This window comes from Pseudomonas sp. SMN11 (assembly GCF_052041945.1).
Lineage (GTDB): Bacteria > Pseudomonadota > Gammaproteobacteria > Pseudomonadales > Pseudomonadaceae > Aquipseudomonas.
In genome coordinates, this window is the sequence record NZ_JBKGGW010000005.1 from 83,387 (window position 1) to 109,881 (window position 26,495).

Genomic DNA, 26,495 nt, shown 5'->3' on the forward strand with positions numbered 1-26,495 from the left:
ATGCAGCACAGGCAGCGATTGCCGCTGATACTGCTGCCAAAGACGGTATTTCCATAATTGATCGCAGCACTCGCGACATCAGTGCGCTCGCTGCGGAGGTAAGCAAGGCTGTGGTTGAGGTCGAGGCGCTAGCTCTGAGTAGCGATGAGATCGGGTCCGTGCTGGAAGTGATCCGCAGCATCGCCGAGCAGACCAACCTGCTCGCGCTCAATGCCGCGATTGAGGCTGCCCGCGCCGGCGAGAGTGGGAGAGGTTTTGCTGTCGTTGCGGACGAGGTCCGCAGCTTGGCAAGAAGGACACAGGATTCTGTGGAAGAAATCCGAGGCGTGATCGAGCGCATACAGTCCGCTACTCGCGGAGTGGTGGCCACCATGCATTCGAGCCAGGTCCAGGCGCAGACGAACGCTTCGCAAATTCAACAGGCGGCGGAATCACTCGCGAGAATCGGAGAGGCCATCACGCTTATCGGGGACATGAATCTGCAAATTGCTAGCGCCGCGGAGGAACAGAGCGCGGTCGCGGAGGAAGTGAATCGCAACGTTTCCGCTATCCGCACGGTGACTGAGGCGTTGACTGAGCAAGCGAATGAGTCGGCCCACATCAGCAGCCAGCTCAACGCCTTGGCGAGTCATCAGAAACAGCTCGTGGATCAATTTCGGGTCTGAACCTAAGACGCCAACATTGCAGGTGGCACCCTGAGTCATGTTCCTGACAGCCTCAGCCAAGATGGCTGTGGCTGTCAGGAGTACCGTCATGGATTATTCCGCCAGCCGTATGGCTGCTGCCGTTCTGCCTCATTGATGGAGCCTGCCCGAATGAGCGATGTAACCCTGCTCTCCAGCGTTAACAGTTTTCTTGCCCGCGACCATGGTCACTACATCAATGGCGCGTACGCATCCAGCGCTACCTCCGTGAAGATAAAGGTAATCAACCCTGCAAACGGCGAGGCTATCGCTCAGGTAAGCGAAGGTGCCCAGGCTGATGTCGATCAGGCAGTAGTTAGCGCTCAAGCCGGTTTCAAGGTTTGGTCCAAAACTAGCCCGGCGGCTAGGGCTGCTGTGCTTTTCAAGCTAGCGGACCTGCTTGAGCAAAATCGTGAGGAGCTGGCTCAGTTAGAAACGGTCCAATCTGGCAAGATTATCCAGATTTCACGTGCATTCGAAGTTGACCAAGCCGCTCACTTCCTTCGTTACTACGCAGGCTGGGCCACCAAAATCAATGGTGAAACGATCACGCCTTCCCTGCCCTCTTTCGCGGGAGAGCGATACACCGCATTCACCCTGCGCGAGCCGGTTGGTGTAGTCGTCGGCATTGTGCCGTGGAATTTCTCCACCATGATCGCTATCTGGAAACTTGCATCCGCTTTGACAACCGGATGCAGCATCATCATCAAGCCCAGTGAGTTCACCCCTCTTACCATCCTGCGTATTGCAGAACTAGCAACTCAAGCAGGTCTACCTGCCGGCGCTCTCAACGTTGTAACGGGTAGCGGGCTGACCGGGAAAGCACTCATTGATCACCCCGGGACTAATAAGGTGTCATTCACGGGTTCGGTCCCTACTGGTATCGCTGTGGGCAAAAGCGCCATGGAGGCCAAGCTCACGCGCGCCACCCTAGAGCTGGGCGGCAAAAACTCCGTAGGGTTCCTACGGGATGTAGATCTCGACAAAGCTGCTGATGGCATTATTGAAGCAGGCTTCCTCCACTCGGGACAGATCTGCGCAGCGGCCGAGCGCTTCTTCGCGCATCGCTCTCAAATCGAACCCCTCATGGAAAAACTGGCGCAACGCCTGGCCACGCTGAAAATCGGCTCTCCCTTGGATGAGTCAACCCAGTTTGGGCCGGTGACCAACAAACAGCATCAGAAAAAGCTCGAAGCATTCTTCAATACGGCACGAAACGACAGCAACACCATCGTGTACGGTGGCAACGTTATTGATGGTCCGGGCTGCTATGTGGAACCAACAATCATCCTGGCGAACACTGCTAAAGACACGCTGCTGAATGAAGAAACGTTTGGCCCCATCGCGACGTTTCTTCCGTACGACACAGAGGAAGAGCTGCTTCACCTGATGAACGACACGCCATACGGGTTGAGCGCGAGCATTTGGACGAACGACCTCTCGAAAGCACTCCACCTGGTACCTGAGATTGAAGCAGGGACTGTTTGGGTCAACATGCACACCATGCTGGATCCGGCGGTACCGTTTGGCGGGGTCAAGGCATCCGGCATTGGCCGTGAATTCGGCGGGGCCTTCATCGATGACTACACCGAGCTGAAGTCAGTGATGATTCGCTACTGAGACCCATCTGGCTTCATCAGAACCCGGCCTAGGCCGGGTTTCTCCTTTCTGGCTTGCTGGCTGCGTGAACAATCACTCCCCTTGGCACCCACAGACAACACCTTGCGCGCTGAATCATGTCCTCGGCGCTAACTGGCGCGTTAAATATGGGGTGCACATGGGTCGAGCTTAGCGCCCGATCCATCATTCCAAGAAAAGATAACCCGATGAGTCCCGCTGGTATTCCGAGGAGCGGGCTGTCGGTCGAAAGGTGCCCCTATGCTCTCTGTCGAAACACCCACCACCTACTACACCGCAACGCGAAAATACGATCTGAAGTTTCCCGATCTGGAACGGGAAATTGACACAGAGGTTGTTGTTATCGGCGGCGGCTTCTCCGGAGTGAACACAGCGCTTGAGCTGGCCGAACGGGGTGTGAAGGATATCGTGATCCTAGAAGCCCGGTATCTTGGGTTCGGTGGCTCTGGACGCAATGGGGGCCACGTCATGGCAGGGATCGGACACGACCTGGAGAAAATTCGAAAAAGCGTCGGTGATCAGGGATTACAGGCTGTTTTCGAGATTAGTGATCTAGGCGCCTCAATCATTCAAGAGCGCATCGCCAAATACGGGATTGATGCCGACTTCCGACATGGCTACGGATACATGGGCTTCAACAAACGCCAAGGGAAGCTTCTCCAGTCCTGGGAAAAAGAATTCAAACAGCTCAATCCTGACCATGACATCCAGTACCTTGAAGGTCATGAGGTGAAGTCGATCATTGGTTCGGACTACTACACGTGTGCTCTGAAGCACATGGGGAACGGGCACATTCACTCGCTCAACATGCTCCTCGGTTCAGCCAAAGCGCTGGTTAGCATGGGCGGCCAAATATTCGAGAACACGCCTGCCCTTGAGGTTACCTACGGGGACACTATCAAGGTACGAACAGCTAAGGGCGTTGTTAGAGCGAAGCAGATCCTATGGTCCTGCGGTGCCTTCCTCGATCGGATGGAGCCTTTTTTGGACAAGAGGATCGTCAATACCTACGCATATCAGCTAGTCACCGAGCCAATTCCTTCAAGCCTAATTGAGCAAATCAGCCCAATCCGCGGCGCCTTCAGTGATATCCGACCGGTGATCGATTATTACCGGGTCACTAACGAAAACAGGGTGCTTTTCGGGTCTGCGACCAAAGCTATCGAGTACATCCCTAATGACCTAAAAGCCTGGAATCGCGGCCTGATGCTGAACGTTTTCCCCTACCTAAAGGATGTCAAAATCGACCTTGCGTGGGGTGGCCCGATGGAATGTACAGCCAACCTGTTTCCGCAAATAGGGACTCTCCCTGGCCATCGCAATGCGTTTTACGTGCAAGGGTACTCAGGCTTTGGAGTTACGCCGAGTCATGTAGTGAGCCGAGTTGTGGCGGAGGGCATGTTGGGAGGGTCCCGTCATTGGGACGTAATGAGTTCGATCAAGCCTACTGAGATCGTGGGCAAAGAAAACTGGCGAAATGTCATCTGCACCCTTGGCAAGATAAGCCACCAACTCTGGGGTTACACCAACGGCCGCCGGTGAGTGCGTCAACAAGCTTGAGCATTAAGACCGCCGGCATGAAGCCGGCGGCCTTACGCTTACTCAGTACTTGACTTGGCCAGGTACCCAGTTGGTACCTGCGAGCGGAACACGAGCCATTGCTGCCGATTCGACAGTCAATGCCACCAAATCCTCTGGATCAAGGTTGTGCAGGTGCGACTTGCCGCAGGCACGGGCCATGGTCTGCGCCTCCAGCACCAACACCCGCAGGTAGTTGGCCAGGCGGCGGCCCGCCTCTTCCGGGTTCAGCCGCTTGGCCAGCTCCGGGTCCTGGGTGGTAATGCCGGCAGGGTCGCGGCCGTTCTGCCAATCATCGTAGAAGCCGGCCGCCGAGCCGATCTTCTTCAGCTCGCTGTCCAGTCGTGGGTGGTTGTCACCCAAGGCGATCAGCGCCGCGGTACCGATAGCCACCGCATCCGCACCCAGGGCCATGGCCTTCGCCACGTCAGCACCGTTGCGGATACCGCCGGACACGATCAACTGCACTTTGCGGTGCATGCCCATTTCTTGCAGAGCCTGCACCGCCTGGGGGATGGCCGGCAGGATCGGAATACCGACGTGCTCAATGAACACTTCCTGGGTAGCCGCAGTACCGCCCTGCATACCGTCCAGCACGATCACGTCGGCGCCGGCCTTCACAGCCAGCTTGACGTCGTAGTACGGGCGGCTTGCGCCGATCTTCACATAAATTGGCTTCTCCCAGTCGGTGATCTCACGGATTTCGGCAATCTTGATCGCCAGGTCGTCCGGGCCGGTCCAGTCAGGGTGACGACAAGCACTGCGCTGGTCTACACCGATCGGCAAGGTGCGCATGCCGGCGACGCGTTCGGTCACCTTCATGCCCAGCAGCATGCCACCACCACCGGGTTTGGCGCCTTGGCCGAGGACGATTTCGATGGCGTCGGCCTTGCGCAGGTCATCGGGGTTCATGCCGTAGCGCGAAGGCAGGTACTGGTACACCAGGTGCTGCGACTGGCCACGCTCTTCCGGGGTCATGCCGCCGTCGCCCGTGGTGGTGCTGGTGCCGGCGATGGTTGCGCCACGGCCAAGGGCCTCCTTGGCGTTGGCCGACAGCGCACCGAAGCTCATGCCAGCGATGGTCACCGGGATCTTCAGGTGGATCGGCTTTTTCGCAAAGCGCGTGCCCAGCACCACGTCGGTGCCGCATTTCTCGCGGTAGCCTTCCAGCGGGTAGCGCGACACGCTGGCACCCAGCAGCAGCAGGTCGTCAAAGTGCGGTACGCGGCGCTTCGTGCCGCCGCCGCGGATGTCATAAATGCCGGTTTCGGCCGCACGCTGGATTTCCTGGATGGTCAGGCGATCGAAGGTGGCCGACTCACGCAGTACCGGGGGGAATTGCTCGCTCATGGGAATGCTCCTGAATCAGTACGCGCTGGCGTTGTCGACTTTGAAGTTGTACAGCTGGCGGGCCGAGCCGTAGCGTTTGAAATCGGCGGCCTTGTGATCGAGGCCTGCGTCATTCAGAAGCTCCTGCAACTCTTCCAAATGCTCGGCACGCATTTCTTTCTCGATGCAATCCGAACCCAGCGACTGCACGGAACCTTTGACGTAGATGCGGACCTCGTACAGCGAATCGCCCAGCGCATCACCGGCATCGCCACACACCACCAGACGCCCGGCCTGGCCCATGAAACAGCTCATGTGGCCGATGCTGCCGCCAACCACGATGTCGACACCCTTCATCGAGATGCCGCAACGTGCGCCGGCGTCGCCCTCGATCACCAGCAGCCCGCCATGGGCAGTGGCGCCGGCGGCCTGGGAGGCACTGCCTTTGACCCGGACGATGCCAGACATCATGTTTTCCGCCACACCCACACCGACGTTGCCATGTACAGTGATGTTGGCCTGCTGGTTCATGCCAGCGCAGTAGTAGCCCGCGTGGCCTTCGATATCGACGGTGACAGGTGCGTTGATACCTACGGCCAAGTTGTGCTTACCGCCGGGATGAGTCACCCGCCATTCCTGGCTCTGCATTTCACCGTGAAGGCCCTGGTTGAGTTCGCGCACCGAGGCGCTGGACAGGTCAATCGTCTTCATAAATATCTCCAGTGATTCGGTGGGGTTCAGGCGCTTTCGCGCTCCCAGACATAGAGGGTGGCCGGTGCGGGCTCCCAGACCTTGGCCTTGTCGATACCTGGCAAGCTGGCCAGGGCCTGGTATTCCGAGGCCATGGCCACGTAGTCGTCGGTCTCGGCCAGCACGGCCGGCTTGCAGGCGATCGGATCGCGGATCACGGCAAAGCCGTTGCGGGTGCCGATGGCGAAGGTGAAGAAGCCATCGAGGTCTTCCAGAGCACCATCCAGGGCCTGGGCCAGACTGTCGCCCTGTTGCAGACGCCAGGTCAGGTAACCGGCAGCCACTTCGGTATCGTTGTCGGTCTCGAAGGTGATGCCTTCACGCTTCAGTTCCTGACGCAGGCGGAAGTGATTGGACAGGGAGCCGTTGTGTACCAGGCACAGGTCAGCGCCGGTGGAGAACGGGTGGCTACCTTCCATGGTCACGGCGCTCTCGGTGGCCATGCGGGTATGGCCGATGATATGGCTACCCTTCATACCGGACAGGCCGAAGCGGCTGGAAATCTCTGCCGGCAGCCCCATGCCCTTGAGAATCTCAATGCTTTGCCCTGCACTCATGATACGAACGGTTGGGGCAAGTTCAGCGAGCGCAGTACGAACTACTGCCTCATCAGCTTTGATTTTCAGTACGACAGCGCTCGCGTTCTGAAACCAGTCCAGTGATGTCCCCAGGCGGCCTTCAAGTGCGCCAATCAGCTCCTTGAAATCAAAATCCTCACTAGTCGCCTGAAGGGTCAACTTAACCCAGCCGTCGGATACTTCATCCCCGTAGATCGCGAAGCCCGCACTATCAGGACCACGATCGGTCATGGCTTCGAGCATCGGTTCGAAAAGCTTGCCAAGCTGCGATTCAAGCGCAGGATTTTTCAAGTAAAGACCCACAATTCCACACATATTTCTGACTCCAGGGCAAAAGGTGCCCCTACCCACTCAAAGGCACCTGATTGATTATTGAGACTTAACTGGTTAGAAGAATTCGGTGTACCGCTTCACTTCCCAATCACTCACATGTCGGCTGTATTCAACCCACTCCATGCGCTTCAGCTTAATAAACTCACCCACAACTTCCTGACCCAGGACTTCTGCAAACAGCGGGTCAGCCTCCAATGCATCACAGGCCTCTTTCAACGATTGAGGAAGCGTACGGATGCCTTTAGCAGCGATTGCCTCCAGTCCAAGGCTGTAGAGGTTTTCGTTGCAGATCTGGTCGGGCATCAACTCCCGCTCTATACCGTCCAGACCCGCAGCGATGATGGCCGCAGTAACCAGGTAGGGATTGCACCCTGCGTCAGGCAGGCGGAACTCCAATCGCCCGTAAGGCACTCGGACCATTGCCGATCGATTGTTAGCGCCGAACGCGATAAAAGCTGGAGCCCAGGTCGCACCAGAAAGCGAATTGCCAACTACCAGCCGTTTGTACGAGTTAACAGTTGGTGCCGCAAAGGCGCATAGCGCTGGCCCATGAGCAAGGAGCCCAGCAGCGAAGTGATAGGCCAGCTTCGAGAGCCCCATCCCATTCGCGTCCGAATCGTCATGGAACAGGTTTTTGTTGGTGGCACTAGAGATTGAAAGGTGGAAATGCATGCCGTTGCCGGCGCGCTTCGGATCGGGCTTGGGCATGAACGAGCAGATCATGCCCATGTCGTTGGCGATCTCGCCGGCGGCCATGCGGAAGAAGGTGAAGCGGTCGGCCGACTCCATGGCGTCGCTGTAGGTGTAATTGATCTCAAACTGGCCGTTCGCGTCTTCATGGTCAATCTGATAGATGTCAAAGCCAACTGGTTGCAGCGCCTCAGTCAAGCGCTCCAAGAAAGCACGTGAACGAGACAAGCCCTTGTAGTCATAGCAAGGCTTGTCAAGGTTATCGCTGGAATCGACCAATTGAAGAACGCCGTTAGCATCACGGCGCATCAGGTTGAATTCCGGCTCCAGTCCAGTGTTCAACGTCCAGCCTTTAGCCTTCAAGCGCTCGACTTGCTGCTGCAAAACGTAACGACTGTCGTACGGCCAAGGCTTACCGTTCACATGACCAATACAAACGACCCGACCATAGCCAGGCTGCCAAGGCACAGGGGTGAGAGTGGAAAGGTCACCACGCGCCATGAAATCTGGGCCGTGAGGTTGCATCCCCATACCGCAAATCGCAAACCCCGCAAAACCGGCACCATCCTCGGCAACCGCTTTGAGACCGGTGATGGGTACCGATTTGGTCTTCGCAGCGCCGTGGATATCGACGAATTGAGCGAGAACGTACTTGATTCCGTGCTCCTCGATCAGACGCTGGGTTTCCGCTGGCAACATGATGCTACTCCTGGTTAGACACGCTTCAATGGCTGACTACGAGGGGCTGCGCTAGTGAGCGCCCGACATCAGTTCGACAGATCGAAGCGATCGCAGCGCCTTTGTAACCCACTCGATAAATTCCCACAAGGAAATTTATTTTCACCATGAGAATGCAAGCCGTTTGCCAATCTGGAGGGTCATGGGGCTCGGTGAGAGCGAAAAATCGCTGGGAGTCGCGATTTGTGCGAAAATATTATTCTCAAAGGGAATATTTTTACGCCGTATGCAGCGAGCCGAGCGCGGAATTTCGCCCTCGTTCGGTGCACCTTCAGAAGACATGCAATTTAAAAGAGCAGAAAAATGCCTAAAGCCAATGATGAACAGCCACGCCTCAAGCTAGAGCAGTACCTAGGTATTCAGATCAAGAAACAACGTCAATCACAGGAGCTGAAGCTATCTGACGTCGCTCGAATAGCCGGAATCAGCCAAGGGATGCTCAGCAAAATCGAAAACGCCCAGGTCTCTACCAGCCTGGACACGCTAAGCCGCCTCTGCGATGTGCTCGGAATACCCATGTCGAAGCTTTTCAGCCAATACGACCAGCAGGAAAGCAGCGCTCTGCTTGTAAAAGCGAATCAAGGTCTGGAAGTCGTGCGTCGGGGTACGGACAAAGGCCACACATACCAGCTGCTAAATCATGTGCGTGGCCCGAAGAGGACGTTCGAGGCCTACATGGTGACAATGGACGATGCCAGCGAGGAGTTTCCAACGTTCTCACATCCAGGCACTGAGTTTCTCTTCCTACTCGAAGGGGCGCTGACTTATCGGCACGGCGATCAGCTGTACCCAATGGAGGCTGGTGATAGCTTGACGTTCGATGCGGACATCCCCCATGGGCCCGAAGAGCTTGCACAGGTCCCAATTCGCTTGCTTTCGGTCATGAACTACGGATCAGCCGGCGACTGATTGATCTCATCGGACCCCCCCAAAATATTTCCCACAAGGAAATTTTTATTCCAGACAGTAGACGTCAGGTCGACCTTCGCTTATAAAGCACCGAGAAGAATAATTTATTCCTGTCAGTGATTTTTCGAATTCCCAATTTTTCTGGTGATGACCTGCCCGTCGCCCTCCGGAGGAACCACCATGCAAGGCCGACCTGAAGCATTCGTTCTGAAAATTAGCTGCCCTGCCACTTCTGGCATCGTGTCTGCCGTTACGTCGTATCTCGCTGATAGCGGGTGCTACATCGGCGAAATGGCGCAATTTGACGATGAAACGAGCAGCACATTTTTCATGCGTGCAGTGTTTCGTTTCAACGCCGGCATCAGCGGCGATATCGAAGCTTTGAAAAGTGGTTTCACCGACGTTGCTGAGAAATTCAGCATGAGCTGGGAACTGTTCGACTCCAGTAAGCCAATGCGTGTCTTGCTGATGGTTAGCAAATTCGACCACTGCCTTAGCGACCTTCTCTACCGCCATAGTAAAGGTGAGATGGACATGGTGATCACGGCTGTGGTGTCCAATCACTTGGATCTCCGGCCGATGGCTGAGCGCCAGGGGATTCGATTCATCCACCTGCCAGTAACCAAGGAAACCAAGGCGGCCCAAGAAGCTGAGTTGATGAAAATCGTCGATGAAACGCAGACTGACCTGGTGGTCCTCGCCCGATACATGCAGATCCTTTCCGACGATCTGTGCAAACAGCTTTCAGGCAGAGCTATCAACATCCATCACTCCTTCTTGCCTGGCTTCAAGGGCGCTAAGCCCTATCACCAGGCGTACGAGCGCGGAGTGAAACTGATTGGCGCAACGGCTCACTACGTCACCAGTGATTTGGATGAGGGGCCAATCATTGAGCAGGAGGTTCAACGCGTCGACCACGCTTACAAACCAGAGGATCTGGTCACAGTCGGACGAGATACCGAAACCGTCGCTCTTTCCAAAGCGGTGAAGTATCACCTTGAACACCGTGTGTTCCAGAACAACGACCGTACGGTGATCTTCCGATGAACAGCCCGCTACTGATCGACGGCAAAATTGCAGCGGCTGAAGTCCTCGCGCAGGTCAAGAGTAACGTTGACATCATGAAGTCGAAGGGTATCGAGCCCTGTCTTGCAGTAATTCTCGTCGGCGACGATCCTGCGAGTGAAGTCTATGTCCGAAACAAGGTGCTCCGCGCCGGAGAGTGCGGAATCAAATCCCTGGAATACAAGGTCGGCGCAGACACCAGCCAAGCCCACGTCCTTCACATGATCGAGACGCTGAATGGCGACCGGTCTGTACATGGCATCTTGGTGCAGCTTCCCCTCCCCAAGCACATTGACGAGGCCGTCGTCCTCCAGGCAATCAATCCGCTGAAGGACGTTGACGGATTCCACAGCGAAAATGTCGGCGGCCTGAGCCAGGGGCTCGATGTTCTGGCGCCTTGTACCCCAACCGGCTGCATGTACCTCCTTCACAAAACGCTCGGTGACCTGAGTGGGAAGCACGCGGTCGTTATTGGTCGCTCGAATATCGTCGGCAAGCCAATGGCCGCTTTGCTTCTTAAGGCGAATTGCACTGTTAGCATCCTCCACTCACGCAGCGAACGAGCGGAGGCTCTCTGTCGACAAGCAGACATCGTGGTTGCAGCAGTCGGGCGTCCTTTGATGGTCGATTCCAATTGGCTAAAGCCAGGAGCAGTAGTCATCGATGTCGGTATCAACCGGGTCAATACAGGTGGCCGCAGTCGCCTGGTAGGCGATGTTGATATGGATAGCGCACTCACCAAGGTGTCGGCGATTACTCCGGTTCCAGGTGGTGTAGGCCCAATGACCATCGCGTTCCTGATGCAAAACACCCTTACCGCCGCGATGCAGCAAACCCAATCAATTGCTAAGTCGGAGGCACCATGCCGTTCAATCTCCTGAAGTATGGCCTGAGCGCCGACTATCCGGTGGAGGTCGACCTACCGCCGCCATGTGAACTTAAGCCACGCTATGACGTGGTGATTATTGGTGGTGGCGGACATGGTGTGGCCATCGCCTATTACTTGGCCAAGTACCACGGGGTGACCAACGTCGCCATTCTGGAGAAGGCCTACCTAGGAGGAGGCAACACTGCACGCAACACCGCTGTGATCCGTTCAAACTATCTCACTTCCGAAGGTGTGCGCTTCTACGCGGAATCGGTGCGGATGTTCCAAGGCCTGTCCAATGAGTTCGACTTCAACATCATGTACTCAGAGCGCGGGCAGCTAACCTTGGCGCACACCGACGCCACCGTTCGCGCCTTCCGTCAGCGTGCCGAAGTGAACAAGCACTTCGGTGGGCGAACCGAGATGATCGACCGTCAACAGATCCGTGAGCTGGTGCCGAGCCTGAACCTGGACCCAGGCCACCTGCCGGTGCTCGCAGGCCTGTGGCACATCGACGGCGCCACCGCCCGTCACGACGCCGTGGCTTGGGGCTACGCGAAGCAGGCAGCCAAGCGCGGAGTGGAAATCCACCAATTGACCGAAGTACAAGACCTAGTGATTCGCAATGGTCGCATCGAAGCGGTCAAGACCAACCGCGGTACGGTGCAATGTGGCTGCGTCGTCCAGGCGGTGGCCGGAACCAGCTCGCTGCTTATGGCCAAGGCTGGCATTCGCGCTCCGATCCACACTTACCCGCTGCAAGCCATGGTCACTCAGCCGTTTAAGCCATTCCTTGATCCACTTGTCAGCTCCTCTGCTCTGCATTGCTACGTTCAACAGACCAGCCGCGGCGAGATCGTCTTTGGGGGCGGCTCCGACCCCTATCCCCTGTACAACACCCGCTCCACCCTGGATCTCAAGGAAAGCCTGCTAGCACACGCCATCGAGATGTTCCCGTTCATGGCGAACGCCAAGCTGATGCGCCAATGGGCCGGTATGACCGACATGACCCCGGATTACAGCCCGATCATGGGCCTGTCGCCAGTCGAAAACTATTACCTCGACGCGGGCTGGGGCACTTGGGGCTTCAAAGCGACACCGATCTGCGGCAAGACCATGGCCGAGCTAGTCGCCAGTGGTGGCAAGGTGCCCGAACTGATCGCGCCGTTCGCCTTGGATCGCTTCAGCCGTTTCCAGCAAGTCAATGAAATGGGCGCCACCGCGGCTAGCCACTAAGGAGCGACGACGATGAAGATCCTGACCTGCCCCTTGAATGGCCCGCGCAATATTAGCGAGTTCACCTACGGCGGTGAGTTCAAGACCATGCCGGACCCAGCTACTTGCAGCGACATCGAATGGGCAGACTACGTGTTCAACAGTGACAACCGCGTTGGCGTGGTCACTGAATGGTGGTTGCACAACGCCTCCAGCTACTGGTTCCTGGCCGAGCGCCATACCGCTACAGATGAAGTGTTTCGAACGTTCGACCCCAAAGAGGTATTTGCGACCCGGGTTGAGTTCGCCACCCCCGCCCAGGAGACCGCCAGATGAGCCGCCTACTTCCCCCTATGGGCTTGCTGATCAATCGTGATCAGTCGATGACGTTCAGTTTTGATGGAAGGAGTTATCAGGGTGTTGAAGGTGACACCATTGCTAGCGCCCTCCTCGCCAATGGGCAGTTTTTGCTGTCTCGGTCGTTTAAATATCACCGCCCACGCGCACCACTCACCATGGCAGGCCAGGACGCCAATACTCTGGTACAGCTCCCTGAGGAGCCAAACGTCTTGGCTGATACGCACCTGATCAGAAATGGTCTCACTGTCTCCGGCCAAAACTTCAATGGTTCGCTGGAGGGTGACAAAGATGCCTACCTCGGAAAGTTCTCCAGATTCATGCCCGTCGGCTTCTATTACCGCTCTTTTTACAAGCCGAAAGGGATGTGGAAAGTCTGGGAACCGCTGATCCGTAAAAAAGCAGGACTGGGTGTACTCAATCTCAATTTCAAGCCTGAATACTACGACAAGGCTTACCTGTTCTCGGATCTTGCAGTCATAGGTGCAGGACCCGCAGGCTTACAAGCTGCGCTGACCGCCGGTAACGCAGGCGCCAAGGTCGTCCTGATCGAGGAACAACCTATCCTCGGCGGCTCACTAACGTATGCGCGGTTTGATGTTGAGGGTGTTCGTGCTGATGCGCTTCGTCGCAAGCTGGTAGAGGCGGTCGAGGGCCATCCGAACATCACTATCCTCAAGCGGGCTACCTGCAATGGCTGGTTCACCGATAACTACCTGCCAGTCATCCAAGGCAAGCGCATGTACAAATTGCGCGCCACTCAATGCCTGGTTGCAAGCGGATCCTTTGACCAACCAGTAGTTTTCCGCAACAACGACCTGCCGGGCGTCATGCTGACCAGTGCCGCTCAACGTCTGATGAAACTTTGGGCGGTAAAACCAGGGAAAAGAGCGGTTGTGCTAACCGGTAACGACGATGGGTACTATGCTGCCCTGGACCTTCATGAGCAAGGCGTGGAAGTAGCTGCTCTGCTCGATATGCGCCCAACCGCTGATGATCGTAGCCTGCCGCGGGTCTTGGGTGAGCAAGGCATTCAGTGCCTCAGCAACTCGACTGTCTATGAGGCAATGCACAGCAAGGGAATGAAACACGTCACTGCGGTAGATGTGCGCAAGATCACTGGGCAGGGCCAGGTTGAACAAATCAGCACCGTCATCCCCTGTGACCTTGTCTGTATGTCAGCCGGCTACATGCCTGTCTATCAGCTGTTGTGCCAAGCAGGAGCAAAGCTCGCCTACGACGACGAGACCGCTGAGTTCAAAATCAGTGGTCTTCCCAAAATCGTGCGCATTGCTGGATCAGCTAACAGTCTGCACAACCTCGACAACGTGTTGGCGGATGCCACTAACGCAACTGTCGATGCGCTTGAGGATATGGGCTTTGAATCCGTAAAAAACCTCGATTCAGCCCGCAAGGAGCCAAAGGTAAACTTCCCATGGCCAATCTTCCCTCACCCCAAGGGTAAGGACTTTGTCGATTTTGACGAAGATCTTCAGGTCAGAGACATCATCAACGCGACCAAAAGCGGGTATCGCGACGTACAGCTCGTTAAGAGATTCTCGACAGTCGGTATGGGCCCCTCGCAAGGCCGCCACTCTGCCTTACCAACTGCCCGACTCGTAGCAGCATCGACGAACCGAAGCGTTAGCGAGACCGGCGTGACAACGGCGCGCCCCCCATTCTCGCCCGAGAAATTGGCCCACGTAGCCGGGAGATCCTTCGACCCTTACCGTCATACGGCAATGCATAAACGCCACGTGGAGTTGGGTGCCAAGCTGATGCCCGCTGGAGCCTGGCAGCGTCCTGCCTTTTACGGAAAACCGCATGAGCGGGAAGAGTGCATGCAGGCAGAAGCCCTGCATGTACGTAGTAAAGTCGGCATTATCGATGTTTCGACGTTAGGGGGCTTAGACGTTCGCGGTCCTGACGCGGCTGAGCTTCTCAACCGCATGTACACCTTCGCCTTCCTCAAGCAACCGATTGGCCGTTCCCGCTATGCGCTGATGACCAACGAGCACGGCGTGGTGATTGACGACGGCGTGTGCGCACGCTTCAGTGAAAACCACTTCTACGTCACAGCCACGACCAGCGGCGTGGATCGTATCTATCAGCAAATGCTGAAGTGGAACGCCCAATGGCGCCTGAACGTGGATATCGCCAACGTCACCGCCGCGATTTCGGCGGTCAACGTGGCCGGGCCGGACTCACGGAAGGTATTGGAAAAAGTCTGCTCCGACCTTGATCTCTCGATTGAAGGTTTCCCGTATCTCGCGGTACGTCAAGGCACAGTGTCCGGAATCAAGGCCCGCTTGCTGCGCGTCGGTTTCGTTGGTGAGCTGGGTTATGAGATCCACGTCCCGACCCGTCATGCCTTGCAGCTCTGGGATTCCTTGATGGAGGCTGGTCGGGATTACGACATCCGTCCGTTTGGAGTCGAGACCCAACGCCTCCTGCGTTTGGAAAAAGGCCACGTGATCATCAGCCAGGACACCGACGGCATGACCCACCCGGCCGAGATCGACATGGGCTGGGCGGTCAGTCGCAACAAACCATTCTTCGTCGGGCGTCGTTCGGTGGACATTCTTGAAGCGCAGCCAATGAAGCGAAAGCTGGTTGGTTTCAGCCTGCCCAAGCTCAGCCCCAAACCTCTGGAAGGCCATTTGGTCCTCAATGGCAACGACATAAGCGGGAACGTCACTTCGTGCGAGTACTCCCAGACGCTCGACAAGATCATCGGCCTGGCCTACGTGGCGTTTGATCAGAGCAACGTCGGTCAACAGATTCCCATCCGAGTTGAAGGTAGTCTCATCGTGCAGGCAACGGTTGAAGCCCTACCCTTCCTCGACCCCGATAATCAGCGGCAGGAGGTTTGAAATGAGTAATCTTCAAATAGTGCGGCCCACCCAAAACACTGCACTTCCCCTGGTCGTGTTGCAGGATCTTACGGATTTACCGCGTGTGGGTTTTCGGGGGGCGGAGGCCGCAGAGTTCCTTTCAGGTCACGGCTTCGCTTTGCCAGAAATAGCAAATCGGGCGCTAGAGCAACAGGATGGGACCATCGTTGCTCGGTTGTCTCAAACGGAGTACTTGCTACTTGGGTGTGGGAGCGATGCGGGTGAGCGTGTTGCAGATGAAGAAGCTACCTGGGAACTGGATCACCAAGCAAACTACCTGCTCCCTCGCCAGGACAGCCATGCGTGGTTCGAACTGAGTGGCGCGGCTATCGAACAAGTAATGGCCAAAATTTGTGGCGTAGACCTTCGTCAGCAGAGCTTTGGAACGGGCCTGATCGCGCAGACGTCTGCTGCACGCATCAACGTCATCGTCATCCGGTCCACTCGGAACGACATACCCTGCTTTCACCTACTATTTGACCGCGCTTCGCGCGAATATTTCCATGGTGCCGTACTGGATGCAATGCAGGAGTTCTTGACTCGTTAACATAGAGCCGGCCGTCCTTGGATTGGTGGCCTGGGGAGAGGTGGCGTTCAGCTTCATGGAAGCCACTCTCCCCGCCTCACCCATAGCATGACTGAAGCAGCATCATTCACTCTGGGTCCGCGGGCAACTCAATGACATGCTCAGCGCCGAACCACGCCGTGATCTGAGCTAGCGCTGCCGGGTTCAGCAGTTGAGTGAATAGCAAAGCCAAACGGACCTTGGGACGAGAACAAGCAACGTAGAAGAGGTTCCGATTGCTTTCGAATTTTTCACGCTTGTTTGCCGGTGGCCCAGGCTGAAACCATTCAAGCATTTCAGCGAAATTATATTGGTTCCAGCCGCGCCCCAACACAACGATTACGTTTTCGAATTCGGCTCCCTTCACCCCGTGTTTTGTGGCGAACGGCGTGTGCCCATCAATGAATCGGTCGAGCGCGATCAGCTCTGTGTAAGGTACTGCCCTGAGCTTTCGAAGCTGAGTAATCCTGCGCGGCTCGTCCTCACCTGGTTCAACACCGGCGGCCTGTAGCCCTTGCTCATTTCGTAGCACCGCATTGGGGAGCTGCATCTGCGGCACGGCCATGATGTAGTCAATCACCTCGCCGATGGTACCGGTCAACCTCAGTTCGAGGAGTGCATCCATCGCCTGAGTCCAAGCGACTTTGTCGCTGTGTCTTCGAATCGTTGGCCGATCGCTTGCCAAGTGCCCGAACATCGTGCCGTACCTACGCTGTTGGTAGGCGACACATGCTGGCTCAAGCTGATCTGCCAAATACTTGATGTGCGGATCTTCCTTCTTGAGCCAAGGATCGTTGTACTGCCCATAGATTTCACGGATCGAAGAATACCCTTGCTCACGAGCAATGCCGCTATGATTCAGGATCAGGATTTTGGTCGTTTTCGGAGAGAAATCCCATCCTTCCTCGCTGAGCTGAGCTTTCAAGCATTCGAAGTAGGCACTAGCAGCCTCAGGACTAGTGTCGCCGGTCCAGTGTCCTCCCCCGCGTCCTGTCCGTCGCTCTCCAGGCCAGAGATTGGTGTGGAACACCCGGGCTTCACCGGTCATGTCTGGATCGCTCACTTCCTGGCGCAAACCTGGCCGCATCTCATTCAACACATCGACAATCCGCGATGCTGAGCGGAAATTCGCATTCTTTTCAATCGGCTGAAGGGCGTCATGCACGACCAGGCCGCAGCCCTCGTCGTAGATTTTCTGCCAATGGTCACCAAACAGGCCAATCATCGGTCCCTCACCGCGATCTAGAAACCACGACTTCAGTGCACCGACAAAATGTTCATCCGTGTCCTGATATTCGTCGACAAACAGGATCGGGTATCGGGAAGTCAATACAGCCCTGAACTTCGGAGACGGAAGCGCCTGAACCATCAGGGTCAGGACATCTTCGTGCCGAATCGAGACCTCGTCCTCCGACACGCGTGGAATACCCATTTCGTAATGGATGCGCCTGTTACCTACGCCACCCACCGGCTCAAAGCGCTCTCGCCAAAAAGGTTCAGCGCTAAGAAATCCTCTCAGGGATGTTTGAAAATCTCTGAGCAACGACCAGCAGAAGCCATGGACGGTCTCGGCTCGGATGGCAGGATGCGCTTGGAAGCGAGAGATGATCTCGTCTTTTGCCACATTGGTGTAGGTGATACACGCGATCTGCTGACGCTCACGGATCAACGCAGGACCTCTGTGTTCAATCAATCGGCTCAGAGCCTTCTCCAGAGAGTACGTCTTGCCAGCTCCAGCACCTGCTTCCAGACGAAAGCTTTGACCCTCGTCCAGACAAGCGAACATGCTCTCCAGTGCTTCTCGCCCGGCTTTGTCCGCCGGGCTCTCATGATTGTCAGGCATCGCCTTGCTCTCCTTCAGCGGCGACTGCCTCGCCAACAGCCTCAACCACTGCCGCCATGGCCCGAGCAGCCATTTGGGCATCCACGACCGGCGCCCCAACTGCTAGCCAACGCAATCCTTCAGCAATGTATCTAGGCACGTTCCAGTTCGTATCATCGATCGCGTACTTCAACGCAAAAGCTGATTTTTTCTGGTCCGCCGCATGCTCGTAAGCTAGGGATGCGACATCGCCCTCCCCCAGCTGAAATCGATCAAGGTTTGCCAGGATGAACGCGTCCTCAAAGCTTCTGCCTGAAGGCCCGGGTTCGTTCCCCTCTGGAATTTGGTAGGCGATACGCCTCAACCCTCTGGTCTTCTCTGCTGGTGTTTTCGCCAGCAGTTGGGCGGGAGTGACTTCGGCCTCAAACCAGTCTTTGAGGCACGCGTTGCTCGTAAACTGGCCCTCTGCAACCAGACAGGCTTTCCGCTTTCTATCTGCATTCGGTTTAACGGCGTCGATGTCAGTAACGATCAGCGTGCGCAGCTCCAAGAAGGAGAGCAGATCATGAAACCGGTGTGCATACGCCCCGCCAACTTCCATGACCGTCAAGTACTGACTTGCCAGCTGAGGTTCGCCGACGGCGGCCGCGTCAGTTTTGGCGATCATCGTTGGTAGCAGCAATCGCTCAGAAGTCCCCTCGATCAGGATGGCTTTATCTGCAAAGAACAGGTCGCATCGAGTGAGCGTCAGGTACTGATAGAGAAAATCTCTGTCCGGTGCGGGAGCCCCGCCCATACCCTGCCTCAGGTCTTTTATCTTGGACTGCCGGATCCCGTTTTCACCGGTCACAGAGAGAAAGTAACGCATGGTTTCGAAGCGCGCTTCGTTGGCCATGTGCGGAGAGTGGGTGGAAATTACAAACTGCACTGGCCACGGACGGCTGCCATTCAGTTGCTGCTCGAACGCCCCCTTGATCAGGTGCAATTGTCGGATGAAGACCTCCTGCATCTGCGGATGCAAATGGGCTTCAGGTTCTTCAATGAAGATGAGGTGTACGCTTGCGGCTGCCGGCGTAGCTTGGAACTCTCTGAAGAATTTCAGTAATTGCAGAAGGATGTACACCAGGTTACGGACGCCGAGTCCATTGTAGCTTTCCGGGAGGGTCAGGCCGTTTACCCCCCTGTATCTGACCTGCGTGTGGTCTTTGAGCAGGCGCTCGACATCGAAGGTCGTCACAGTGGTGAGGCCTGGGTCTTCTAGCCCTGGGTAGCCGAAAAGCTCGAACGTAGGGAGCAGCGAAGTCAGCCCAGCGTTGAAACCGTCATGCAGCTCCTTTTGAATTTTCTCCACCGCTCCATGGAGCTGCTCCGCCGTAGTTCGCTTCTCGGGATCTGTAGGGTCAGTCAATGCCGATTGGAACAGCACCTCCACCACCTTACCAAGGACATCGCGCTCTCGGTGTGTATCGTCATCCAGGCCCCGTTGCGCGTTGATGAATCCCCCGCGGATCAACGTAGTGAGTGATTTTAGGTCGAGGTCCTTGCGGTTCGTAGGATCGTTGGGATCAACCGCTTCCAGACGAGGCTCGTAGGCCGCCGCCAAACGCTTCTTCATTAGGCTGAAGAAGCTAGAACGTTGATCCTCTTGCTCAGCATCGGGGGCATTCATTTCGGCAAAAAGCGACTCTAGACCTGTCGACCGTGGTCCATACGTCAAAACGATGCGCGCGCAAGAGCAATCTGGATCTAGGTCCACTATGCATTCGCTGAGCGGCCCCAGGTCTGGGACATCCACGTCATAGGAGATGTCCAATGTGACCCTGACAACGGGAAGCATGGCAGCAACGTCGGAGCGAGCTATTCCGCCGTGAAACGCATTGAATGCCGTCCAAAACTCTTCGTGACTCCCCAGGGAAAAATCCTCAAGCCTGAAAGAGGGCGTCCGGTCTGAAAGGAGCCGGCGAAACACCTCAGCTATGGAGGTTTTGCCGCAGTTGTTGCGCCCGACGATCAGTGTTGTGCCGTCTTCTAGGCCAAGACTGACGTTCTGAAGCAGTCTGAAATTTTGAATCTCAACGCGCTCGATCCGCATGATGTCCCTACCGTGAAATCGTATGGCCATCACTGTAGATGCATCAGCTGGTTCGTCAAACCGATGCGTTGGGCCGCTACCTTCCTTGCCAGTGCGCAGCGATGGATAACCTTTTCAGCGAGCATGGATAAGACATTTACCGGTCGAATAGCGCCTAATCGATGAGCCCCATCGCGCAAGGCACAGGCGTTTTAAGAGCCCTTATAAAAACAGGCGCGAATAAAGGTCATTCCATGAAGACAAAAACAATATATACAAATGGCAAAGTTTATACCGGAAACCCTTCTCAACCATGGGCAGACACGCTGATCATTGAAGAGGGGTTGTTTGCAGCTGTCGGCTATGCAGCAGAGTTGCAGGGAGTGATGCAAGGCTACCCCGCAATCGATCTTAAGCAAAGAATGATTATGCCTGGGATTCACGACGCTCACATCCACCTGCTGCTTAGCGGTTTAAAGTTTGGGTTTGAGTGCCGCATCCGACCAAATGCCAACAGCAAGCAACTTATTGAAGACATCTGCAACTGTCGCAAATGTAAAGGCGGTACGCTAAGCAGCTGGATAATTGCTGGTGAATATAATCCCTTCGAAATAGAGAAAGGTCAACTCGACAGGAAACTGCTGGATGAGCATTTTCCTGACAGGCCGGTTTTTATATCCGACTACACCATCCACAATGCATTGGTTAACTCCAGGGCTCTGGAAATTGCCGGGTTGAACAGCGACGTTTCGGACCCCCATGGCGGCCACTTCGTCCGACGCGAAGGAAGTGACGAACTCACTGGCGAACTCGTAGAGCGGGCACGGTGGGCGGTAAGTGCCGCTATGCCCGAATACTCGTCGGACATCTACGAGGATGCTTTGCGCTGGTCGGTGAGCATGGCACATCGATACGGCATCACTTCTGTACAGGAAGCGTCTGCGTCACTGCCGGAGCTGAAAGCGCTGAAGGCACTGGACTCAAACGATGAACTCAACCTTCACGTTGCAGCCCACCTGGTATGGCAGGAAGTCACCTTCTCAGGCGGCGCCTCGCTTGAACAGCAGGACGATTTGATATCGAGGCACAAGGAGCATTTTACGCAGCATGTCGACACTCGTTTCGTGAAGTGCTGGTTGGATGGAGCCCCGCTTCCCCCCCATTTCACTGAGTCGCGAATAGACGGTGAAAACAAGGTCGATATGTCGAAAATCGTGATCAGCGAGGATGATCTTACTGCCGCCCTGATCAAGCTTGACCGAGATGGATTAACGCTGAAAATGCACTGCGCTGGAGAGGGAGCCGCTCGCATCGCGCTCAATGCCGTTGAGCGCATGCGTAAACATAACGGGAATCAGGGGCCGCTCCACGAAATTGCGCATGCCGGCTTCATTCATGTGGACGACAGAGGTCGACTGGCTGCGCTGGGGGTTGTTGCTGAAATGTCGCCAGCACTCTGGCATAACACCTCCCCGGAATTTAAATCCCTTAGCGCCGGCTTCAAGTTCAACACGATGCACGCGCTGGGAACTCAAGTAACGGTAGGGTCGGATTGGATCATTACCGAAAACCCTAATCTATTCCCTGCCCTCCAGGGGATGCTGCTGCGCGGCGAAGAAAGCGTAGATTTGGATACTGCGCTGTTCATGATGACACAAGCAGGTGCAATGGCTGTTGGAAAACAAAATCAATTTGGCTCCCTGGAAGCAGGAAAATCCGCTGATTTCATTGTGCTAGATCGCAACCTTTTTGAAATCGAAAAAAATGAAGTTGGCAATACACAGGTGCTGCTCACCGTCTTCAAAGGTAAAACCGTTTACTCGGCCGATGCAGGACTTCAATGAAAAACAAAACCTCGGTTCCCCTGCAAGTCATTGAAAAATACAACCGGCATTGCACGTACTTTAATTCCGGCAAGGTTGATGAGCTACTGGCTGATTTTTTTACGGCCGATGCCTTCTGGAGCGGCGCAGGACTTCCGGAACGGCGTGGTCACGAACAACTCCGGGAAATGTTCAGCGCAGTCATCATCGCACAAACGGTCGCTCATAGTCATGGCCAAAGCGCCTTCAGCGAGACCACCGGCTGGGACTGCCGAAACTGGCATGTCACCCCCATGGACAGCAACGCTCAACCTTGGACATTCAGAGCGCTGTTTTACTGGACTTTTGTCGGTCAACAGTGGCTCTGCGAAGCCGTCATGTGCTACCCCTTGGAGGCATGAGGTTTATCATGATCAATTCATCTATACCGATTGTCGTTATTACCGGCTTTTTGGGTGCCGGGAAGACGACTTTTCTTCGCTCCTTAATTGAAGCTGGTGAACTCAAAAAAACACTGTTCATCGTCAATGAGATAGGCGAAGTAGGTCTCGATCAGCAGTTGCTCAAAGCCTCTGGGGCTGAAGACCCCGTTCTTCTATCAGGTGGCTGCCTGTGCTGCGAGATGAAAAATGACCTCAGCTACACGCTGAGAGATCTGTACCTCAAGTGGCCTGATGGAGCCAACCCGCCCATTGACAAAATCGTGGTCGAAACATCCGGCCTTGCAAGCCCTGCGCCTGTAATCCTCCAATTGGCTCAAGATCACTGGTTAAGAGATCGCTTTCGACTTTCGCAGGTCATTGGAGTCATTGACTGCGAATTCGGCCTTGAAACGCTAAGAACCACTGAGCTTGCAGTGGATCAGGTTATTTATTCCGACACAGTATTCTTGAGTAAACAAGACAAGGTCAGCAATGAAAAGTCCTTATTCCTTACCGAATGCATATTAAAAATAAACCCTCGCATCAAGGTAAAGGCAATAAATAGCAACGATGTGAAATCAGCAGCTGCTGTTTTTCAATCACCTGCTCGTGCCGGCGCCATGCGCCAAATCAGCAAGCCTCCATTGGATCATCTTCTGGAATATAGCGCCACCAATCTTCCATTGGCGGAACCCCTGCCCTGGGAGTTCCTCGCCAACGCTTTGGATGAACTGAGCGAGACCTACCGACATAATCTATTGCGCGTGAAAGGCGTGGTTCATATCAAAGGGCTGAGCACTCCGGTTGTCATACATGGTGTGCGTGGAGTGTTTATGAAGCCAGAGGCACTTACCATGACAAATCACACCCAAGCAAGCCTGACCTTTATCAGCATTGGAACCCATGCAAGCGTCATCGCCGAACACTTAAACCGGCGATTGCTCGCTTGAACCCTCATGTCCACGGCTAGTACACGTCACTTTCAAACCAGTCTCAACTTATAAAAATACTGGCACTTCTCCGCCTGCGATGGATATTTTCTAATCGCATTGATCTGTCAAGTTCAGCGCCACCCCAATTTATCACGCAAATTTGCGTGCAAGCCTAAATCAATTACAAGCAAAGGCTAAGACAATGCGCAACCTAACCCCCTGCTTCATTGCAATACTTGTATCTTTCAACACATTTGCAGCCGACATGAATGCCCGAGACTTCATAGCGGCACCTGATGGAACAGTATTAAGCGCCTACTACCTCTCCTACTCGCACTCGACAAACTTTCGAGGGGATGGCGACACCTATAAAAATGCCAAAGCTACAGTTACGGCTTTCGCTTTCCGACAGGTCCTTTATACCGACATCTGCGGCGTCATCTGCACACCACAGTTTGTAATTCCTTACGTCGACATTGACAGTCGATCGCCGGGTCAGATGGGAAGCGGATCTGGAAGTGGAGTGGGCGACCCGCAAATTGGCGGCACACTATTCTTGATTAATAACCCCAATACCCAGACCTATAGCGGCTTTATGACATTGCTCACGGTACCGATTGGCGAGTACCACGCACAAAGCCCAGATGTCTCCCCCGGCGGAAATAGGTGGGTGCTTGATCTTCTTTACAACTTCACACAAGGTCTTGGCGACCGCTGGGTAGTAGAAGCCGATTTAGAAGCACTGCTATTTGGAAAAAACAACGACTACTATGGCGAATCACTGGAGCAAAGGCCAGTGTTCCGACTCCAGACTTTTCTGTCGTACGCTTTTACCGATAACACTTATGGCGCACTTCGGTTTATCCAGGGACAAGGCGGAGAGGCTAGGTTTGATGGCTCAACCCTTTCCGATACTGAGCAGAAGTACACCCAGCTAGGTGTTGAGCTAGGACACAAACTTGATCAAAAAAACCAGGTCATGCTCGCATTGACCAAGGACTTGGATTCAAGCAACACATTCCAAGGCGCCCAAGCCCTGCTTCGTTTTGTCCATGTATACTGAGCTGAGTGACTATCACAATGAATATAAACAGCACAACCAGGCAGCATGCAGATACTGAGGTCTCCTCCGTAAATCTTCGCTTGACAGCGATTATCGTACTGGCCTCTTTCCTTCCCCTCGTCATGATGACAGCGCCGGCCTTCACCGCTCAATTTTCCAAACAACTCGTATTGAACCCTGCGCAGATCGGCAGCTTGTTCATGGCGGAGCTAGGTGCGATGAGCCTTGCCACCCTGCCAGCACTATTCTGGCTCAAACGCGTAAACCTTCGTAGTGCGGCGGTTGTTTCAAGCTTGATATTTTTGACTGGAAACCTGCTATCCGCCACTGTACCTGACTATAGCTATCTGCTACCTCTACGCTTTTTCACCGCGCTCGGAGGCGGTTCACTCATGATCATTTGCATGAGTACCGCAGCAACGCTGCCCAACCCCGCTAAAGCCTATGGGCTCTGGGTTCTCGGACAACTACTTGTGGGCGCGATAGGCATCCAGGTATTGCCAGGTTTGTTCGATCGATTTGGGCTGGCTGTTGGATACCTTCTGATGGCATCACTGATGGTAGCTACATTGACGCTGACCAAAGCATTCCCAAGATCGTTGTCTCTCGTTCATAGAACAACTCAATCCCTGGCCCATAAAGGGAGCGTCACACTAGGACTGCTTGCAGTATTCGTTTTTGACTTGAGCATAAGCGGCGTATGGACATTCATTGGAAGCATCGCCGCCGCCAGCGATGTCCCCATTCAAAGCAGCAGTTCCATCCTCGCGGTAGCTACGCTCATGGGGGTCGCAGGTGCCGGTGTTGCATCGCTGGTAGGCAATCGACCTTCGAGGATGCCTATAACGGTAGTGGGCTATGTCGCCCTGGTCACCTCTGTGCTGCTACTGCTCGATAAGCCTGACCTGTTGCGCTTCGCCTTCGCGGCGTTGGCATTCAAGTTCACCTGGACCTTCGTTCTTCCATTGGTGATGGCGTGCATTGCGGACCTCGACCCTTCCGGCCGCTTGATGAATATCACCAATTTGGTCGTGGGCGGCGGTTTGGCACTGGGACCGGCCTTGGCCGGACAACTGATCCAGTCACAGGGCAGCTACACGCTCACTCTCCTAGCCTCAGCTGCACTGTGCTCAATCTCTCTGGCACTGGTACTTTTGAGCCGTGCGGCGCGATCAGTCTCATCGTGACAATTTGAAGCGTACACCACCTCAGTAAAGCGCCAAGGGGCCACCTTGGCGCCACTCCTTGGCGGGCATGCCAAATCGCTGGCGAAACTCTCTGGAGAAGTGCGTATTGCTATTGAAACCACAGTGATACGCTACCTCACTTATCGTGAAATGCCTGAATGCCGGCTCCCGCAACATCTTCCTGCTCAGGTCCAAGCGGCGCTCCCTGATGTACTTCGCGGGGGAACTGTCGATTTGCTTCATAACGGTATACAAATGCCGACAGCTCACACCCAGCACCATGGCGATTAGCTCAGGGGTCAGCTCAGGATCTCGCAGCCTACTGTCAATTTCCCGGACCGCTGATGCCAGAAGCATAGAGTTAGAGACCGCAGCTTGTTTGTTTCCGCTTGAAAGATATGAAGTAAACGCTGTTTGACATGTCGCCAACAGCATTTCTGCAAGGAAATCGCTATCCAGCTCTTGAGAAGATGGTCCATTTGAAAAAATCGATTCCATCAACTCATGAATGATTCGACTGCTCCCGGAGTCTGGTAGCGCCCTGCCCGACATCATTTTCGCACAGGGGAAGCGCCGATCAAATTTTGATCTGGGGATTATCAAGGAAGTGAAGGTTGCTGACTTCTGGCAAAAAAAGTCATATTCGAACGCAGTATCAAGGAAAAAAATCTCACCATCTTTCAGCTCGATCGCTCGGCTATTGACATTGAGACTTGCCTTACCTGAGGACTTTACCGTCACCGCATAGGGTGCTGCACCGGTATGGTCAGCCTGATGACGGATCAAGTGAGGCGAGACTTCGGACCGAGTGAGCTTCAAGGCCCCAATGGATTGAGTACTGAACTGTCCCTTAAAACGTCGATTATCATCGAGCGTATGCAGCTCTACCTTCCAAAGCAAACCTTGCATCGTGGAGTGGATTGCGGGCAGTTCTTTCTCGGCAAAGCAGGATTCCAACGTCAGCCTTTCCATACTCCCCTCCTGA

The 26,495-nt window shown here is 55.0% G+C and carries 21 protein-coding genes and 1 pseudogene; 15 read left to right on the forward strand and 7 right to left on the reverse strand.

Annotated elements, in window-relative coordinates; all coding sequences use genetic code 11:
* Positions 1 to 140 precede the first annotated feature (140 nt).
* From ACLEJU_RS07290 to ACLEJU_RS07300, 3 genes and pseudogenes are all read left to right on the forward strand, one after another.
* Positions 141 to 665 (forward strand): annotated as a pseudogene (locus tag ACLEJU_RS07290) (methyl-accepting chemotaxis protein); the annotation flags it as partial.
* A gap of 150 nt (positions 666 to 815) precedes the next feature.
* Positions 816 to 2,303 carry an aldehyde dehydrogenase family protein gene (locus ACLEJU_RS07295; RefSeq protein WP_435421541.1) on the forward strand — a complete coding sequence of 496 codons (1,488 nt, stop codon included), beginning with the start codon at positions 816 to 818 and terminating at the stop codon, positions 2,301 to 2,303.
* A gap of 258 nt (positions 2,304 to 2,561) precedes the next feature.
* Entirely contained in the window at positions 2,562 to 3,863 is a 1,302-nt protein-coding gene (locus ACLEJU_RS07300) for an NAD(P)/FAD-dependent oxidoreductase (RefSeq protein ID WP_435421540.1), read from the forward strand.
* Positions 3,864 to 3,923: 60 nt separating this feature from the next.
* Here the strand turns inward: ACLEJU_RS07300 and ACLEJU_RS07305 are convergent, their stop codons facing one another.
* The 4 genes from ACLEJU_RS07305 to glnT all read right to left on the reverse strand — a co-directional run bounded on the left by ACLEJU_RS07305 (position 3,924) and on the right by glnT (position 8,278).
* Positions 3,924 to 5,249 carry an FMN-binding glutamate synthase family protein gene (locus ACLEJU_RS07305; protein ID WP_435421539.1) on the reverse strand — a complete coding sequence of 442 codons (1,326 nt, stop codon included), beginning with the start codon at positions 5,247 to 5,249 and terminating at the stop codon, positions 3,924 to 3,926.
* Positions 5,250 to 5,264: 15 nt separating this feature from the next.
* Positions 5,265 to 5,939, reverse strand: coding sequence for a protein glxC (locus ACLEJU_RS07310; protein ID WP_435421538.1), 675 nt, complete (start codon positions 5,937 to 5,939; stop codon positions 5,265 to 5,267).
* A 26-nt stretch (positions 5,940 to 5,965) separates the two neighbouring features.
* Positions 5,966 to 6,871: a class II glutamine amidotransferase gene (locus ACLEJU_RS07315; protein ID WP_435421537.1), complete on the reverse strand. Its 906-nt coding sequence runs from the start codon at positions 6,869 to 6,871 to the stop codon at positions 5,966 to 5,968.
* Between the two features lie 72 nt (positions 6,872 to 6,943).
* Positions 6,944 to 8,278 (reverse strand): type III glutamate--ammonia ligase, encoded by a 1,335-nt coding sequence (gene glnT, locus ACLEJU_RS07320; RefSeq protein WP_435421536.1) that lies wholly within the window; start codon positions 8,276 to 8,278, stop codon positions 6,944 to 6,946.
* Between the two features lie 342 nt (positions 8,279 to 8,620).
* On the opposite strand from glnT, the gene ACLEJU_RS07325 reads away from it, so the two are divergent.
* The 7 genes from ACLEJU_RS07325 to ACLEJU_RS07355 all read left to right on the forward strand — a co-directional run bounded on the left by ACLEJU_RS07325 (position 8,621) and on the right by ACLEJU_RS07355 (position 16,172).
* Positions 8,621 to 9,226 carry a cupin domain-containing protein gene (locus ACLEJU_RS07325; protein ID WP_435421535.1) on the forward strand — a complete coding sequence of 202 codons (606 nt, stop codon included), beginning with the start codon at positions 8,621 to 8,623 and terminating at the stop codon, positions 9,224 to 9,226.
* 180 nt (positions 9,227 to 9,406) lie between these two features.
* The gene (gene purU / locus ACLEJU_RS07330; protein WP_435421534.1) at positions 9,407 to 10,273 is read left to right on the forward strand and encodes a formyltetrahydrofolate deformylase; all 867 of its coding nucleotides are present in this window, start codon (positions 9,407 to 9,409) and stop codon (positions 10,271 to 10,273) included.
* Entirely contained in the window at positions 10,270 to 11,172 is a 903-nt protein-coding gene (gene folD / locus ACLEJU_RS07335; protein WP_435421533.1) for a bifunctional methylenetetrahydrofolate dehydrogenase/methenyltetrahydrofolate cyclohydrolase FolD, read from the forward strand. The genes purU and folD overlap by 4 nt, the downstream gene beginning before the upstream one ends.
* Positions 11,154 to 12,395, forward strand: a complete 1,242-nt coding sequence (locus ACLEJU_RS07340) for an FAD-dependent oxidoreductase (RefSeq protein ID WP_435421532.1) — start codon at positions 11,154 to 11,156, stop codon at positions 12,393 to 12,395. The genes folD and ACLEJU_RS07340 overlap by 19 nt, the downstream gene beginning before the upstream one ends.
* Before the next feature lie 12 nt (positions 12,396 to 12,407).
* The gene (locus tag ACLEJU_RS07345) at positions 12,408 to 12,710 is read left to right on the forward strand and encodes a sarcosine oxidase subunit delta (protein ID WP_435421531.1); all 303 of its coding nucleotides are present in this window, start codon (positions 12,408 to 12,410) and stop codon (positions 12,708 to 12,710) included.
* Positions 12,707 to 15,604: a 2Fe-2S iron-sulfur cluster-binding protein gene (locus ACLEJU_RS07350; protein ID WP_435421530.1), complete on the forward strand. Its 2,898-nt coding sequence runs from the start codon at positions 12,707 to 12,709 to the stop codon at positions 15,602 to 15,604. Before ACLEJU_RS07345 ends, ACLEJU_RS07350 begins: the two co-directional genes overlap by 4 nt.
* Before the next feature lies 1 nt (position 15,605).
* Entirely contained in the window at positions 15,606 to 16,172 is a 567-nt protein-coding gene (locus tag ACLEJU_RS07355; protein WP_435421529.1) for a sarcosine oxidase subunit gamma, read from the forward strand.
* A 106-nt stretch (positions 16,173 to 16,278) separates the two neighbouring features.
* On the opposite strand, the gene ACLEJU_RS07360 is transcribed toward ACLEJU_RS07355, so the two are convergent.
* Complete coding sequence (locus tag ACLEJU_RS07360; protein ID WP_435421528.1) at positions 16,279 to 18,033, reverse strand: UvrD-helicase domain-containing protein; 1,755 nt, start codon at positions 18,031 to 18,033, stop codon at positions 16,279 to 16,281.
* Positions 18,026 to 20,104, reverse strand: coding sequence for an ATP-dependent nuclease (locus ACLEJU_RS07365; RefSeq protein ID WP_435421527.1), 2,079 nt, complete (start codon positions 20,102 to 20,104; stop codon positions 18,026 to 18,028). The genes ACLEJU_RS07360 and ACLEJU_RS07365 overlap by 8 nt, the downstream gene beginning before the upstream one ends.
* A 161-nt stretch (positions 20,105 to 20,265) precedes the next feature.
* Here ACLEJU_RS07365 and ACLEJU_RS07370 point away from each other — a divergent pair, with 161 nt between their 5' ends.
* The 5 genes from ACLEJU_RS07370 to ACLEJU_RS07390 all read left to right on the forward strand — a co-directional run bounded on the left by ACLEJU_RS07370 (position 20,266) and on the right by ACLEJU_RS07390 (position 25,510).
* Positions 20,266 to 21,927 carry an amidohydrolase gene (locus ACLEJU_RS07370; RefSeq protein ID WP_435421526.1) on the forward strand — a complete coding sequence of 554 codons (1,662 nt, stop codon included), beginning with the start codon at positions 20,266 to 20,268 and terminating at the stop codon, positions 21,925 to 21,927.
* A complete protein-coding gene (locus ACLEJU_RS07375; protein ID WP_435421525.1) occupies positions 21,924 to 22,307 on the forward strand; it encodes a nuclear transport factor 2 family protein in 384 nt (127 codons plus the stop codon). The genes ACLEJU_RS07370 and ACLEJU_RS07375 overlap by 4 nt, the downstream gene beginning before the upstream one ends.
* Before the next feature lie 8 nt (positions 22,308 to 22,315).
* The gene (locus tag ACLEJU_RS07380; protein ID WP_435421524.1) at positions 22,316 to 23,278 is read left to right on the forward strand and encodes a CobW family GTP-binding protein; all 963 of its coding nucleotides are present in this window, start codon (positions 22,316 to 22,318) and stop codon (positions 23,276 to 23,278) included.
* Between the two features lie 184 nt (positions 23,279 to 23,462).
* Positions 23,463 to 24,323 carry a transporter gene (locus ACLEJU_RS07385; protein ID WP_435421523.1) on the forward strand — a complete coding sequence of 287 codons (861 nt, stop codon included), beginning with the start codon at positions 23,463 to 23,465 and terminating at the stop codon, positions 24,321 to 24,323.
* A 17-nt stretch (positions 24,324 to 24,340) separates the two neighbouring features.
* A complete protein-coding gene (locus ACLEJU_RS07390; RefSeq protein WP_435421522.1) occupies positions 24,341 to 25,510 on the forward strand; it encodes an MFS transporter in 1,170 nt (389 codons plus the stop codon).
* Between the two features lie 21 nt (positions 25,511 to 25,531).
* Here the strand turns inward: ACLEJU_RS07390 and ACLEJU_RS07395 are convergent, their stop codons facing one another.
* Entirely contained in the window at positions 25,532 to 26,482 is a 951-nt protein-coding gene (locus ACLEJU_RS07395; protein WP_435421521.1) for a helix-turn-helix domain-containing protein, read from the reverse strand.
* Positions 26,483 to 26,495 lie beyond the last annotated feature (13 nt).